Source organism: Luedemannella helvata (genome assembly GCF_039528415.1).
GTDB lineage: Bacteria > Actinomycetota > Actinomycetes > Mycobacteriales > Micromonosporaceae > Luedemannella > Luedemannella helvata.
Map to the genome: position 1 here is coordinate 28,625 of NZ_BAAALS010000025.1, position 13,555 is coordinate 42,179.

Annotated in this window: 14 protein-coding genes; 11 read left to right on the forward strand and 3 right to left on the reverse strand. The window is 73.3% G+C overall.

From position 1 onward, the window contains the following. Nucleotides 1-3: 3 nt before the first annotated feature. Nucleotides 4-1,257 carry a cytochrome P450 gene (locus ABD191_RS22060; protein ID WP_344085278.1) on the forward strand — a complete coding sequence of 418 codons (1,254 nt, stop codon included), beginning with the start codon at nt 4-6 and terminating at the stop codon, nt 1,255-1,257. 26 nt (nt 1,258-1,283) lie between these two features. Here ABD191_RS22060 and ABD191_RS22065 read toward each other — a convergent pair whose 3' ends face one another. Continuing rightward, nucleotides 1,284-2,093 carry an MBL fold metallo-hydrolase gene (locus ABD191_RS22065; RefSeq protein WP_344085281.1) on the reverse strand — a complete coding sequence of 270 codons (810 nt, stop codon included), beginning with the start codon at nt 2,091-2,093 and terminating at the stop codon, nt 1,284-1,286. Nucleotides 2,094-2,317: 224 nt separating this feature from the next. Between ABD191_RS22065 and ABD191_RS22070 the strand changes: the two genes are divergently transcribed. Genes ABD191_RS22070 through ABD191_RS22080 form a run of 3 tightly spaced genes read left to right on the forward strand, consistent with a single transcriptional unit; the run spans nt 2,318 to nt 5,323 of the window. Beyond that, the gene (locus ABD191_RS22070) at nt 2,318-3,487 is read left to right on the forward strand and encodes a sensor histidine kinase (protein WP_344085284.1); all 1,170 of its coding nucleotides are present in this window, start codon (nt 2,318-2,320) and stop codon (nt 3,485-3,487) included. Between the two features lie 40 nt (nt 3,488-3,527). Next, nucleotides 3,528-4,688 carry a hypothetical protein gene (locus tag ABD191_RS22075; protein ID WP_344085287.1) on the forward strand — a complete coding sequence of 387 codons (1,161 nt, stop codon included), beginning with the start codon at nt 3,528-3,530 and terminating at the stop codon, nt 4,686-4,688. Continuing rightward, complete coding sequence (locus tag ABD191_RS22080) at nt 4,658-5,323, forward strand: response regulator (RefSeq protein ID WP_344085290.1); 666 nt, start codon at nt 4,658-4,660, stop codon at nt 5,321-5,323. Before ABD191_RS22075 ends, ABD191_RS22080 begins: the two co-directional genes overlap by 31 nt. Nucleotides 5,324-5,330: 7 nt before the next feature. Here ABD191_RS22080 and ABD191_RS22085 read toward each other — a convergent pair whose 3' ends face one another. Next, nucleotides 5,331-6,113, reverse strand: a complete 783-nt coding sequence (locus ABD191_RS22085) for an aggregation-promoting factor C-terminal-like domain-containing protein (RefSeq protein ID WP_344085293.1) — start codon at nt 6,111-6,113, stop codon at nt 5,331-5,333. 212 nt (nt 6,114-6,325) lie between these two features. Here ABD191_RS22085 and ABD191_RS22090 point away from each other — a divergent pair, with 212 nt between their 5' ends. Continuing rightward, entirely contained in the window at nt 6,326-7,816 is a 1,491-nt protein-coding gene (locus ABD191_RS22090) for an MFS transporter (RefSeq protein WP_344085296.1), read from the forward strand. 64 nt (nt 7,817-7,880) lie between these two features. On the opposite strand, the gene ABD191_RS22095 is transcribed toward ABD191_RS22090, so the two are convergent. Continuing rightward, a complete protein-coding gene (locus ABD191_RS22095; protein WP_344085299.1) occupies nt 7,881-8,534 on the reverse strand; it encodes a bifunctional DNA primase/polymerase in 654 nt (217 codons plus the stop codon). A 214-nt stretch (nt 8,535-8,748) separates the two neighbouring features. Here ABD191_RS22095 and ABD191_RS22100 point away from each other — a divergent pair, with 214 nt between their 5' ends. The 6 genes from ABD191_RS22100 to ABD191_RS22125 all read left to right on the forward strand — a co-directional run bounded on the left by ABD191_RS22100 (nt 8,749) and on the right by ABD191_RS22125 (nt 13,553). Next, nucleotides 8,749-9,975 carry a helix-turn-helix domain-containing protein gene (locus tag ABD191_RS22100; protein ID WP_344085302.1) on the forward strand — a complete coding sequence of 409 codons (1,227 nt, stop codon included), beginning with the start codon at nt 8,749-8,751 and terminating at the stop codon, nt 9,973-9,975. Then, nucleotides 9,972-10,511 (forward strand): flavoprotein, encoded by a 540-nt coding sequence (locus tag ABD191_RS22105; RefSeq protein WP_344085305.1) that lies wholly within the window; start codon nt 9,972-9,974, stop codon nt 10,509-10,511. The genes ABD191_RS22100 and ABD191_RS22105 overlap by 4 nt, the downstream gene beginning before the upstream one ends. A 32-nt stretch (nt 10,512-10,543) precedes the next feature. Next, nucleotides 10,544-11,374, forward strand: coding sequence for a Nif3-like dinuclear metal center hexameric protein (locus tag ABD191_RS22110; RefSeq protein WP_344085308.1), 831 nt, complete (start codon nt 10,544-10,546; stop codon nt 11,372-11,374). Nucleotides 11,375-11,405: 31 nt separating this feature from the next. Beyond that, the gene (locus ABD191_RS22115) at nt 11,406-12,143 is read left to right on the forward strand and encodes a zinc ribbon domain-containing protein (protein ID WP_344085311.1); all 738 of its coding nucleotides are present in this window, start codon (nt 11,406-11,408) and stop codon (nt 12,141-12,143) included. 7 nt (nt 12,144-12,150) lie between these two features. Next, nucleotides 12,151-13,281, forward strand: coding sequence for a bifunctional RNase H/acid phosphatase (locus ABD191_RS22120; RefSeq protein WP_344085314.1), 1,131 nt, complete (start codon nt 12,151-12,153; stop codon nt 13,279-13,281). A 65-nt stretch (nt 13,282-13,346) separates the two neighbouring features. Continuing rightward, nucleotides 13,347-13,553 (forward strand): DUF3311 domain-containing protein, encoded by a 207-nt coding sequence (locus tag ABD191_RS22125; RefSeq protein ID WP_344085317.1) that lies wholly within the window; start codon nt 13,347-13,349, stop codon nt 13,551-13,553. Nucleotides 13,554-13,555 lie beyond the last annotated feature (2 nt).

Sequence of the window (13,555 nt, forward strand, 5' to 3'; positions counted from 1 at the left end):
ACCGTGAGCAAGGCCGGACAGTTCCTGGCGTTCACCGCCGGGCTCTACAGGGAGCGCCTGGCGTTCGCGTACTCGGGGTACGTGCGCCGCGATCCCACCGCGCTGCTGGGGCTGCGGCCCGGCCGCGACGACCCGTACGCCATCTATGAGCGCATGCGCCACCAGGGCGACCTCGTGCCGACCTGGTTGGGCAACTGGTCGACGACCAGCCACCGGATCTGCGACGCCGTGCTGCGCGACCGGCGCTTCGGCGTGCGGCCCGAAGGCGAGCCGATGCCGCCGTCCGAGGGCGTCAACCTGTCGTTCCTGGAGATGAACCCACCCGACCACACCCGGCTGCGGCGGCTGGCCCAGCCGGCGTTCAGCCCCCGGCAGGTCGCCGGCTACGGCCCGCGCATCGAGCGCACCGTGGCCGGCCTGCTCGACCGGGCGCCGGCGGAGTTCGACCTCGTGTCGGCGTACGCGGCACCGCTGCCGATCGCCGTCATCACCGACCTGCTCGGCGTGCCCGACGCCCGGACGGACCAGTTCGCCCGCTACGGCACCGTCATCGGCGGGGCCATCGACGGCATCCGGTCGCTGCCGCACGCGCTGCGCCTGCAGGCGGCGCGCGGCGAGCTGGACGCGCTGTTCCGGGACCTGTTCGCGCTGCGTCGCGCCGAGCCGGCCGACGACATCGTGAGCCGGATCGTGGCCGCCGAGGGCGACCAGGTGCGCCCCGACGAGATGCTGCCGATGTGCATCCTCCTGCTGGTCGCCGGATTCGAGACGACCGTGAACCTGATCGGCAACGCCGTCAACGCGCTCCTCGACCACCCCGACCAGTGGAAGAAGCTGTGCGCGGACCCGGAGACGATGGCGGAGAAGGCCATCGAGGAGACCCTGCGCTTCGACCCGCCCGTGCAACGCACCTACCGCGTCGCGCTCGAGCCGCTGGAACTGGAGGGCACGCCGGTCCGCAAGGGACAGTACGTCGCGACGTACATCGGCGGCGCCAACCGTGACCCGCGGGCGTGGGCCGACCCGGGCCGGTTCGACATCGAGCGCGAGCAGACCGCCGACCACCTCGCGTTCTCCAGCGGCATCCACTACTGCGTGGGGCAGCCGCTGGCCCGCCTGGAGGCCGTCATCGCGCTGCGCGCCCTGGCGCAACGCCGTCCCGACCTGCGCCGCGCGGGCCGCATCCGCCGGCGCGCCTCCACGACGATCCGTGGGCCGCTGCGACTGCCGGTCCGCGGCGCGGGCCGCCCGCGCTGACGCCGGCCGGTGAGCCGCGGGGCACGTCACGCGTCCAGGGCGTACTCCAGGTAGCGGGCCGCGGACCGGCGGACGGCTCGCGCGCCGTCCGCGCCGACGACGCGGCCCCACCAGGCGCCGTAGACCCGCTCGTACGGGAAGGGGTCGAGGAGGGTGAGGGCGCGGCGGACCGTGCGTGGGCGTTCCGGGATGAGGTTGGGGTAGCTGTACATGAAGCTGACGTAGCGTCGGTCGGGCACGACCTGCAGGATGTCGCCGGAGAACAGGGCGCCGCGCCCGCCGGCCGCGTCGCGTGCGTGCAGCACCTGACCGCCGTCGAAGTGCACGCCCGCGTTGATGAGGGTGACGCCGTCGAGGATCTCGCGGGTGTCGCCCTCCCACAGCGTCACGGCGTCGTCGGGGCGCGCGACCCACTGCCGGTCGGCCGCGTGCAGGTAGATCGGCGCGTCGAAGGCGCGTGACCACTCCACCATCGTGCCGTAGTAGTGCGGGTGGCTGATCGCGATCGCGGCGACGCCGCCGAGCTCGCGGATGTGGGCCACCATGGCGTCGTCGAGGTAGGTGACCATGTCCCACAGCACGTTGCCGGCGGGCGTACGCACGAGCAGCGCCCGCTGGCCGATGGCGGTGGGCGGCTCGGCGCCGATCCCGACGGCGTCCTCGCCCTCAGGTTCGATGCGGCCCCGGCGCCCGCTGGCGCGCAGGTCGGCCAGCGTCGTCCACTGCTGGCCGGCCCAGTTGACGTACTGGCGCTCGTCTTCGCAGATCGGGCAGTTGCCGCGCGGCGCTCCGTACTGGACGCCGCACGTGACACAGATGGGCAGGTTGTTCGGCATAGTCCGATTCTCCAATGCCGGACTCTGAGGGAAAGTCGCCACCCCGGCGATGTTTCCCGACCGGTTGTCCCCCGGGCTGCGGTCTGGACAGCCGATCGATGTGGACCGGTGAGGTTCCCCCATGCCTTTTCGTGGATTCCATTGCACAACACGAAGCAGTTACGCTTGCGCGCCGTAGTTATGGCGTGACACAGCAGCGCTGGGTGTGGGACAGGGATTGTTCGTTGAGTGATGGCGCAACCACATCGGCGCCGGCCGGGCCCGTACGGGTGATGAGCGCGCGGGTCGGCGCGTTGCTGCACGTCGGTGAGCTGGTCGTCGGTGCGCCGCTCGCCGCGCTGTCCGCGATCGAGCCGGTGGACCGGACGCTGCTCGCCGTCGCCATCGCCGGCTTCGCGGCATGGGTCGCGGTGCACGCGCCGATCGTGTGGCGGCGGGGGCTCATCGCGCCGATGGTGATCGGTGACATCGTGGTCACGGTCGCGCTGTGCCTGATCAATTCGTACATCTCGCCGGCGGAGCGGGTGGACGAGGGGTCCGGCTGGGTCGCGACCATCGCGTCGATGGCCATCATCGGCGTCGCCATGGCGTGGCCGGCGCGCGCCGCCATCCCGGCCGGCCTCGTGATCATCGCTGCGTTCCAGGCCGGGTTCCTCATCGGGGGCCTGGCCGGCAAGGGCGTCAACCACACCGCGATCATGTGCGTCCAGCTGGTCAGCGCGGTCGTCGTCATGCGCGTGCTGCGTCGCGTCGACGCCGCCGAGACGGCCGCCGTGGCGGCCGAGCGCCGCAGCCGGCAGGCCGCCGAGCTGCAGGCCGCCCACCGCGCCGACGAGATCTCCCAGCTGCGGGCCCTGCACGACACCGCGCTCACCACACTCACCCTCGTCGGGACGGGCGTGGCCGCCGCCCGGTCGCGGGCGCTCAGCGAGCGGGCCTCCGCCGACCTCATGGTGATCGAGCACCTTGCCGCCGCGTACCGCGAGCACAGCGAGGAGCGGTGGGTGCGCCTCGACGGCCCGCTCGAGCGCCTCGCCGCCGACCCGCCGTTCGGCCTCACGGTCGAGCACGACCTGGTGCCCTGCCACGTGCCCAAGCGGGTGGCGGAGTCGCTCGTGTCCAGCGCCGCCGAGGCGCTGCGCAACGTGGCCCGACACGCGGGCGTGTCAGCGGCCCACCTGGCCCTGCGCACGGACGGCGGCCGGGTGCGGTTGGACGTGACCGACCACGGCCGGGGCTTCGACCCGGCCGCCGCGCCGGAGCACCGGTTCGGCATCCGGCAGTCCATCGTCGGGCGCATGGCGTCCGTCGGCGGGGTGGCGGAGGTGCACTCCGCGCCGGGCGCCGGCACCCGCTGGTGCCTGCACTGGCCGGCGGAACGGGTAGCCCCATGAGCGGCCGTCAGCGAGCCCATCGTCAGCTCAGGCTCCAGCCATGACCGCACCGGGGTACGGGTCCGGGTACGCCCGGGGAACGGCGCTGGCCGCGATCGTCGTGGCGTGCATCTGGCACGTCCTGAACAACCTGACCGGCACCCTGATCTACCGCGCCGACTACCGCACCCCGTGGCCGCAGCTGCCGGCCGTGCTGGTGCCGCTGGCCGCCTGGGTCGTCGTCGCGGTGGTGACCGCGGTCGCGGCCCTGAGCCTGTTGCGCCGGCCCCACGACACGCCCGTGCTGCTGCCGCCGAGCGCCTTCGCCCTGGCCGGCGTGGCGCTGATGCTGGCCGCGACCGTCGTCGTCGCCTCCTCGTCGTACCCCACGACAACGTTCGTGTCGGCCAACTGGGCCTGGACCGCGTTCGGCTGGTCGGCGATGCTGCTGCTGTGGCGCGCGCCGCTGGGCTGGCTGCTCGGCGCGCAGGCGGCCAACGCCGTGGCCGTCGTCATCGCCCTCGTGGCCACCCGGCCGGTCGACCGGGTGGACGCGGCGCGTGTGGTGCTCACGCTCTACGGCGCCACGGCACTCCAGCTGGGGCTGTTCGCGGGCTGCCGGTTCATGCAGCGGCTCGCGGCCCGCGTGGGCTCCGCGCAGACCGCCCGGGTGGAGATCGAGACCCGCAAGCTGGTGGCGCAGCAGATCCACGAGGCGCGCCAGGAGCGCTACCGCCAGGTCGGGCACTCCCTTGTGGAGCTGCTCGGCGGGTTGGCCGACGGCAGCAGCGACCCGGGCGACCCGGAGGTGCGGCGGCGCTCGGCGGTCGCGGCGTCGCGACTGCGCCGCCTGATCGCCGAGCGCGACGAGGCGGACAGCCCGCTGCTGCACGAGCTGCGCGCGTGTGCCGACATCGGGGAGCGGCGAGGTCTGCAGGTCGGCCTGGAGGTCGTCGGGGAGTTGCCCGACATGCCGGTCGCGGTGCGCCGGGCGCTCACGGAGGCGCCCATTCATCTGCTCGCGGTCGCGGCCACGCACTGCCGCATCACCATCATCGCCGGTCCGGGCGAGGTCGAGGTGAGTGCGGTGGCCGACGTCGCGGACGGTACGGAGATCGACGAGACTGCAGGGACGGGTTCGGGCGCGAGTACGGGGGTCGCGGTGGTGTGGAGCCGGGACGAGGAGGCGGTGTGGGTACGGACAACGTGGTACGCGCGGTGACGGTGGCCGTGGTCGACGACCACGAGGTGGTGCTGGCGGGGGTACGGGCATGGGTCGACGCGGACCCGCAACGACGCCTGCAACTGGTCGGTCACGGCGTGCGCGTCGACTCGGTGCTGGCCGGGCCGGGACGGCGGGCGGACGTGCTCGTGCTGGACCTGGGCATCTTCGGTGAGTCGATGATGTCGCGCATCGGCGTGCTGGCCGAGGAGCGGCGCGTCGTCGCCTTCTCCGCCCAGACGTCGGACGCGACGATCCGGGCGGTGCTCGACGCGGGCGCGACCGCGTACCTGACCAAGCACGAGGGGGCCGAACACTTCATCGAGGTGGTCGCCGCCGCCGCGCAGGACCGCCCCTACGTGACGCCGTCGGTGGCGCGGGCGTTGCTCGCCGACGCGAGCCCGACCCGGCCGGTGCTGTCGGCGCAGGAGCAGCGGGCCCTGAAGCTGTGGTTCCAGCACCCCAAGAAGCACACGGTCGCGCGGGACATGGGCCTGTCCGTGGAGACGGTCGACCAGTACATCAGCCGGGCGCGGGTGAAGTACGCGACCGTCGGTCGGCCCGCCCCCAACAAGGCGGCCATGGTGGCTCGCGCTATCGAGGACGGGCTGATCCGACCGGAGGACGTTCGCTGACGGTTGCTCAGTACCAGCCGTTGGCCTGCCAGAACGCCCAGGCCTGCGACGGCGAGCCGTACACGGACCTGATGTAGCCCAGGCCCCAGCGGATCTGGGTCTCCGGGTTGGTCGCCCAGTCGGAGCCGGCGCTGGCCATCTTGTTGCCGGGCAGTGACTGCGGGATGCCGTACGCGCCGGAGCTGGGGTTCTCGGCGCGGTGGTTCCAGTTGCTCTCCTTCGTCCACATGGGAACGAGGGCGCTCATCTCGCTGGTGGAGAAGCCGTACTTCGGCAGCAGCCGGCACGCGGTGCGCTGGTTGCCACGGTAGGACTGGCAGGCGGCCGGCACGCTCGCGGCGGCCTTGCGCGCGGCGGCGGCCCTACGCGCGGCGGCTGCGGCGGCGGCCTTGCGGGCGGCTTCGGCCCTACGGGCGGCCTCGGCCCTACGCGCGGCGGCGGCCTTCCTCGCCGCGGCGGCCTTCCTGGCGGCGGCTGCCTTGGCCTCGGCCGCCTTCTTCGCGGCGGCCGCGCGCTTGGCGGCGGCGACCCGCTTGGCCTCGGCCGCCTTCTTCGCGACGGCCGACCGAGCGGCGAGGACCTCCGCGTGGTCGCTGAGCAGCGCCCGCGCGTCGCCCCGGGAGGCCCGGGTTTCCGTGCGGTTGTCGGCGGCGGTCTGGTGCGCCGCTGCCGGCTGGTCGTCGCGCAGCGTCATGCCGGTCGCACCCGCGGCGAGGACCACGAGACTGAATGCGCTGACCGCGGCCCGCGGCGTGAGCAGGCGGCGTCCATCGCGTCGGTGAGCGGCCAAGAGTCGCTCCCTTTCGGTCGGGGGGCTGAGCGCCGGGGGATGACGCACAGATCCCCGACCTTGCCCGTGGCCGGCCGGATAGGCCAAGCGAACGGCCGACAATCGTGAACCATGTCACACCGAATAGGTGAAACCACGCTTTAACCGCTCGAAACACGCCGTTCGTGTCACGGTCGGTTGCTTCGGTGACGCTGGGGACGCACGATCTGCGCATGAGGAAGGCGGGGGACGCGACGAGCACGCGGGCGGGCGGGTCCGCCGTTCATCGCACGTACTCCGTGGTTGTCTTCATCGTGCTGGCGTCGTTGGACAACGTCGCCATCGGCCTCGTGCCCCCGCTGTACCGGCCGATCGCGGCCGACCTCGGCGTGTCCGAAAAGGTCGTCGGCGCGGTCACCGCCGCCAGTTTCCTGGTCACCGCCGTCGCGGCCGTGTGCTGGGCGTACCTGGGCGACCGCACGCGCCGCAAGCCGCTGCTCATGGTCGGCACGGTGATCTGGTCGCTCGGCGCGGCCGGCACGGGCCTCGCCGATCACTACGCGGGCTTTCTCGCCGCCCAGCTGGTCGCGTCGGTCGGCCTCGGCGCCGTCGCGTCCGTCGGCTTCTCCGTCGTGAGCGACCTGATCTCGCCGCGCCGGCGCGGCCTCGTGATGAGCTTCTGGGGACTGTCGCAGGGCGTCGGCACGCTCGCGGGCACGCTGCTGGCCGGCGCGTTGGGCGCCACCAACTGGCGCGAACCGTTCGGCGTGCTCGCCATCGTCGGCGTGATCGCCGCAACCGCGTACCTGTTCACCTACGACACGCGGCGCGGCCAGAGCGAACCCGCGCTGGCGCCGGTGTTCGCCGCCGGCGAGGAGTACGACTACCGCATCTCGCGCGCGGACCTGCCGGCGATCCTGGACCGGCGCACCAACCGCTGGCTGATCCTGCAGGGCCTCACCGCGCAGGTCGTGTTCGGCTCGCTCGTCTGGCTGCCGCTGCTGTTCCAGGCCCGCGCGCTGGACGCCGGTTACCCCGAGCCGACCGCGATCCGCGTCGGCGCCATCTTCGCCACGGTCTTCCAGCTCGGCGGCGCGCTGTCGATCATCGGGGGCATCGTGGGCGACCGGCTGCAACGGCGTACGCCCCGGGGCCGCGCGCTGGTCGCGGCCGTGGGCATCCTCGCGGGCATCCCGTTCTATGTGGGCCTGTTCTTCGTGCCCGTGCACCTGGACGTCGCCGCGGACGCCTCGACGGGTGAGATTCTGGGGTACGCCGTGCGGTCGTTGTTCACGGACCCGACCATGGCGCTCGCGTTCCTGGCCGCCGTGACCGCGCTCGCGCTGACCTCGGCGAACTCGCCCAACTGGTTCTCGCTCATCGCGGACGTGAACCCGCCCGAACACCGGGGCACGGTCTACAGCCTGGGAAACCTCGTCAACGGCGTGGGTCGCGCGGTCGGCAACAGCATGTACGGGGTGGTGCTGGGCCTGTTCGGCGGACCGGCCGGCGGCGCGCACGCGTACGCCTCCGGGCTCGCCGCCTTCCAGGTGTTCTTCGTGCCGACCGGCGTCATGTACTACCTGGCTTCACGCACCGCGCCGGCCGACATCGCGAGCGTCAACGAGACGCTGGACGCGCGGGCACGGTCCACGTTGGAGTCCCACTTACCGCAGCGTAACGGTGACGCCGCACTGGCCGATCGGCCGGTCGACGGGTCATAGACGCCCGACCTACCGTTTGGGTGTGCCGGCCGCCGGACCCTCTCCCCGCCCGCTCCGCCCGACGTCAGGCAGCGGGGCGCAGCGCCCACGCGGGCGCGGTGGTCGCGGGTGCCGGGCGGGCCGCCGGCAGCGCGCCGACGATCGCGTGCTGCACGGCGTAGGTCCAGGGCAGCCGCCAGCCGACCGACTCCGGGGAGACCTCCCAGTGCACCCGGCCGAGCGGCGTGTAGGTCGGCGGCGCGGGCACCCACGAGCCGGAGCCGTGCAGCACCATGTCGAGCCGCTTGGCGAGTTCCGGGCGCAGCGCGTCGCCGGGCGCGACGAAGAACATCCAGTGCCCGTTCGGGTTGACCGCGACCGGGCCCGGCGGCGCCGCGTCCCGGGCGGCGGCGCCCAGCGCGGCGGGCACCTCGATGACGTCGAAGGCGGTACCGGTGGCGAACAGCACCGAGAACGCCGCCGCCGACCACCACTGTTCCAGTTCGTCCCGCTCATAGGACACCTCGCCGGGCGTCCCGTTCACGGCCGGGTGGCAGGCGACCGTGGGGCACATCGGGCCGCAGCTGTAGCGGCCCCGGTCCAGGAAGGCTCCCGGTAGCACGGGCCACTCGTGGTCGGCGTAGCGCAGCGCGGCGCGCCGCAGCAGGGAGCGGCGGACGGCCTGCGGGGCCGGCCATAGTCGGCGGGTGGGCGGGGCTGCGACGGTCGCTCGCGACATGGGGTCTCCTGTGTAACAACTCGGATACGGCGGTCCACGACCGTCACCTGACGGGCCGGCGGTCGTTCACTCGGGCAGATCCCGAATTGCAAGTTGCATAAGAAGTTACGAGCGACCGGCCGCGTAGTTGCCACACAAACTGTGCGACCCGCTCCAAATCCCCCCAGCTTCCGCGCGCACCTCCGATACCCGCGAACCGGAGAGGAACGACGACATGGACGATCTGCCCATCGGGCGCCGGGTGGCGTACTGGCGCAGCCGGCGCCGCATCTCCCAGCAGGTTTTCGCCGACCGCCTCGGCAAGTCCAAGAGCTGGGTCGACAAGGTCGAGCGCGGCGTGCGCCGGCTCGACAAGTACTCGGTGATCTACGAGATCGCCGACGTGCTGCAGATCGACATGCAGCTGCTCACCGGCCGCGACCCGGCCCGCCGGCCCGAGGACGTCAACTGCGTCGACCAGGTCGAGGTCGAGGAGATCCGGGCGGCGCTGGAACGCTACGACCAGATCAGCGCGTTCTTCGACACGCCCGTGGAGCCCGCTCCGCTGCCGGAGGTCACCAAGTCGGTCGTGCACGCCTGGTCGACCCTGCAACACGCCAAGTACGGCGTGCTGGCCCGGTCGCTGCCCAAGCTGCTGCGCGACTGCCAGGCGCTCGCGTCCATGCACACCGGCGAGAACGGCCAGCAGGCCGCCGTGCTGCTGTCGCAGGTGTACCAGGTGGCCTCGTCGACGCTGCGCAAGCTCGGCGAGCACGACCTGGCGTGGCTGGCCGCCGACCGGGGCCTGGCCAGCGCGCAGCGCTCCGGCGAGGCGCTGCTGGTCGGCGTGGCCACCACCCGGGTCGCCCTGTCGCTCATCGCGCTCGGGCGCTTCCGCGCCGCTCTGGAGATCAACGTCAACCTGGCCAACCGCCTCGCGCCCGCGGGCGACCAGGCCAACGACCCCCGCCACCTGTCCGTCTACGGGCAGCTACTGCTGCAGGGCACGATGGCGGCGGCGCGGATGGGCGACTCGGCCACCTCCCGTGACCTGCTCACGGCGGCGACCGACGCGGCCGCGAAGATGGGCGGCGACGCCAACCACTACTGGACCTGCTTCGGCCCGACGAACGTCGAGCTGCACCGGGCGGCAGCGGCCGTGGAGATGGGTGACGGCGGCCGGGCCGTGGAGACCCACGAGGCGCTCAACCCGGACAACTTCGCGGCCATGCTGCCGGAGCGACGCGCCCACCACCTGCTTGACACGGCGCGGGCTTTCACGCAGGTTGGCGACGTGGCCAAGGCGAGTGAGCTGTTGATCGAAGCGGACCGGCTGGCCCCGTCGGAGATCCGCTGCCGGCCGCTGGCGCACGAGGTCATCTCGGACGTGCTCCGTCGCACCCGTGGCACGCCGCCCGCCGCCATCACGGAGCTGGCCGGCCTGCTGAGCGTGCGCGCATGAGCGTCCTGTACGCCATCGTGACCGGGTCGCCCGTCGCCGCGCGGGTGGGAGTGCTCGTCGAGGCCGCCCAGGCGGCCGGCTGGCGGGTGTGCGTCGTGGCCAGCCCGGACGCCCGCAAGTTCCTCGACGTGCCGGCGGTGGCGGCGTTGACCGGGTTCCCGGTGCGGAGCACGTTCAAGAACCCCGGCGAGCCCGACCTCCTGCCGCCCGCCGACGCCATCATCGTGGCGCCGGCGACGGCGAACACGGTGGCGAAGTGGGCGGTCGGCATCGCCGACACGCTGCCACTCGGCCTGATCATCGAGGGGCAGGGCAAGGGGCTGCCGGTCGTGGCGGTGCCGTTCACGAACGACGCCATGGCCGCCCACCCCGCGTTCCGCCAGGCCGTGGCGACGCTGCGCGGTTGGGGTGTCACCGTCCTGTTCGGCGACGACGTGATCCCGCTCAGCCCGCCGGGCGCGGGGGAGGACCCGACCGACCGGTTCCCGTGGAAGCTCGCACTCGAGGCGCTGCCGCCACCGGCGGCGGCCGGCTGACGCGGCGGCGCACGCTGGTAGCGTCCCCAGGCATGATGGTCGACGCGGCGGGCACGACCGTCGCTGACGTGGTGGCGGCGCTCGCGGGGTGGTACCCGCCCGACTGGGCGGAGGACTGGGACCGGGTGGGCCTGGTCGTCGGCGACCCCGCGGCGCCGGTGACCACGGCACTGCTGGTCGTGGACTGCGTACCCGAGACCGTCGACGAGGCGGTCGAGGTCGGCGCCGACCTGATCATCGCGCATCACCCGTTGCTGCTGCGCGGGGTGCACAGCGTGGCGGCCACGACGTACAAGGGCACGATCGTGCACCGGCTCATCCGGGCCGACATCGCCCTGCTCGTCGCGCACACCAACGCCGACACGGCCAACCCCGGCGTCTCGGACGCCCTCGCCGCGCGGTTCCGGCTCACCGACCTGCGCCCGCTGGTCGCGGACGGCCCGAACGTGCCGGGCGTGGGTACGGGCCGGGTGGGCGAGCTGCCGCAGCCGCTGACGCTCGCCGAACTCGCCGACCTCGCGGCCCGGCGGCTGCCGGCCACACCGTCCGGGGTACGCGCCGCCGGTGACCGGGACCGCCTGGTGAGTACGCTCGCGGTCTGCGGCGGGGCGGGCGACCCGTTCCTGGCGGCGGCCGCCGCCAGCGGCGCGGACGCGTACCTGACGTCCGACCTGCGCCACCACGTGGCGAGCGAGCACCTCGCGGCCGGCGGCCCGGCCCTGCTCGACGCCGCCCACTGGGCCATCGAGCGCCCCTGGCTGGACCTGCTGGCGGGGCAGCTGGCCGACGCGCTGCCGATCGGTACGGTCATCAGCGACATCGTCACCGACCCCTGGACGCTGCACGTGCCCGCGCCACAATAGACAAGCCCACCACAGCAAAGGAGCCGCGCCTGTGAAGGCCGACCCGGACGCCCAACGCCGACTGCTGGACCTGCAGGCGATCGACACGTCGCTCGCCCAGCTGGCCCACCGGCGGCGTAGCCTGCCCGAACACGCCGAGCTGGACGCGCTCGCGAGAAAGATCGTGGGCCTGGACGACGAGCGGGTGAAGGCCCAGGTGGGCGTCGACGACCTCGACCGGGACATCGCCCGGCTGGAGCGCGACATCGACCAGGTGCGCGCCCGCGCCGACAAGGACCGCGCCCGCCTCGACGCCGGCACCGGCCCGGCGCGCGAGCTGGAGGCGCTGCAGCACGAGCTGGCCACGCTGACCCGCCGCCAGACCGAGCTGGAGGACGCGGAGCTTGAGCTGATGGAGCAGCGGGAGTCGGCCGACGCCGCCCTCGCCGAGGTCACCCAGCGGCTCACGGCCACGCGCGACGAGCGCGACGAGACGGAGCGCCGCCGCGACGCCGCCCTCGCCGAGATCGACAAGGAGTCCGAGTGGAAGGCCGCCTCGCGGACCCCGCTCGTCGGCGACCTGCCGGCCGACCTGGTCGCCCTCTACGAGAAGATCCGCGAGTCGACCGGTATCGGGGCCGCGCTGCTGCGGGCCGGCCGCTGCGGCGGCTGCCGCCTGGAGCTGTCCGGCTCGGAGCGGGCCCGGGTCAAGGGCACCGCGGCCGACGAGGTGGTGCGCTGCGACGAGTGCGGGCGCATCCTCGTGCGTACGGAGGAGTCCGGGCTGTGAGGCGGCCGTGGCGCGCCGGCTGAAGGTCATCGTCGAGGCGGACGGGGGAGCCCGCGGCAACCCGGGCCCGGCCGGCTACGGCGCGGTGGTGCGCGAGGCCGCGACCGGCGAGGTCCTCGTGGAGCGCGCGGCGGCGATCGGCCAGGCCACCAACAACGTCGCCGAGTACTCCGGGCTGATCGCGGGCCTGCGGGCGGCAGCCGACCTGGGCGCGGTCGACGTCGAGGTACGGATGGACTCGAAGCTGGTCGTCGAGCAGATGGCCGGCCGCTGGAAGATCGCCAACCCGACCCTGCGGGTGCTCGCCGCGCAGGCGGCGGCCCTGGTGAAGCAGTTCGACACCGTGCGCTTCGTGTGGATTCCCCGCGCGGAGAACGCGGCCGCCGACGCGCTCGCCAACGCCGCCATGGACGGGCGGATCCCCGACGACGCGCGCGAGGTGGGCGAGCTGATCAGCGCCACCGGGCCGCAGGTGTCATGGGCGCCGCCCGCCGACGCGAGTTCGGCGACCCGGCTCATCCTCGTCCGCCACGGCGAGACGGCGCTGACGGCGCAGCGGCGCTACTCGGGGCGCGGCGAGGTGCCCCTGTCGGCGACCGGCCGCGACCAGGCCCGGGCCGCGGCCAACCGGGTGGCCGAACTCGCCCCCACGGTCGACACCGTGATCACGTCGCCGCTGGGTCGGTGCCAGGAGACGGCCGGGTTCATCGCGGCGGCCACCGGGCGCGCCCCGGTCGTGATCGAGCGGGACCTCATCGAGTGCGACTTCGGCGAGTGGGAGGGCCTGACCTTCTCCGAGGTCCGCGAGCGGTGGCCGGACGAGATGTCCGCCTGGCTGGCCGACCCCTCCATCGCGCCGCCGGGCGGCGAGTCGTTCCGCGATGTCGCCACGCGGGTGCGCCGCGCCGCGTCGGCGATCTTCGTCAACTACCCGGGCCGCACGGTCGTGCTGGTCAGCCACGTCACGCCGATCAAGCTGATCCTGCGCGACGCGCTCGCGGCCACGGACGCCTTCCTGCACCGGCTCTTCCTGGACGCCGCCGGCATCTCCCTGATCGACCGGTGGCCCGACGGCGGCATCGCGGTCCGCAGCGTCAACGAGACCGCCCACCTGGCGCAGCTGCGCCCCACGGAGTGACACCGCCTCGCGGGGTTATGGATTGAATACGTCGCTATGCCGGCAAAATAATCCATAATCGCGGGGTGGCTCGCCGTGGTTGGTACTGGCTGCTGCTGGTGCCCGTCGTCGTACCGCTGCTGCCGTTCCTGTACAACGCCGACGAGCCGCGCCTGTTCGGGTTCCCGCGGTTCTACTGGCTACAGCTCGCGTTCATCCCGCTCAGCGTCGTGGTGACGCTCATCGTGTACCGGCGCACGCGCACGCCCGCCGACGAGCCGGGCGGTGAGTGACC

What these genes read in the sequence shown, in the direction of transcription:
- ABD191_RS22110 (WP_344085308.1), top strand. Translation starts at nt 10,544, where the DNA reads ATGATGGTCGACGCGGCGGGCACGACCGTCGCTGACGTGGTGGCGGCG.
- ABD191_RS22095 (WP_344085299.1), bottom strand. Translation starts at nt 8,534, where the DNA reads ATGTCGCGAGCGACCGTCGCAGCCCCGCCCACCCGCCGACTATGGCCG.
- ABD191_RS22105 (WP_344085305.1), top strand. Translation starts at nt 9,972, where the DNA reads ATGAGCGTCCTGTACGCCATCGTGACCGGGTCGCCCGTCGCCGCGCGG.
- ABD191_RS22065 (WP_344085281.1), bottom strand. Translation starts at nt 2,093, where the DNA reads ATGCCGAACAACCTGCCCATCTGTGTCACGTGCGGCGTCCAGTACGGA.
- ABD191_RS22090 (WP_344085296.1), top strand. Translation starts at nt 6,326, where the DNA reads ATGAGGAAGGCGGGGGACGCGACGAGCACGCGGGCGGGCGGGTCCGCC.
- ABD191_RS22100 (WP_344085302.1), top strand. Translation starts at nt 8,749, where the DNA reads ATGGACGATCTGCCCATCGGGCGCCGGGTGGCGTACTGGCGCAGCCGG.
- ABD191_RS22075 (WP_344085287.1), top strand. Translation starts at nt 3,528, where the DNA reads ATGACCGCACCGGGGTACGGGTCCGGGTACGCCCGGGGAACGGCGCTG.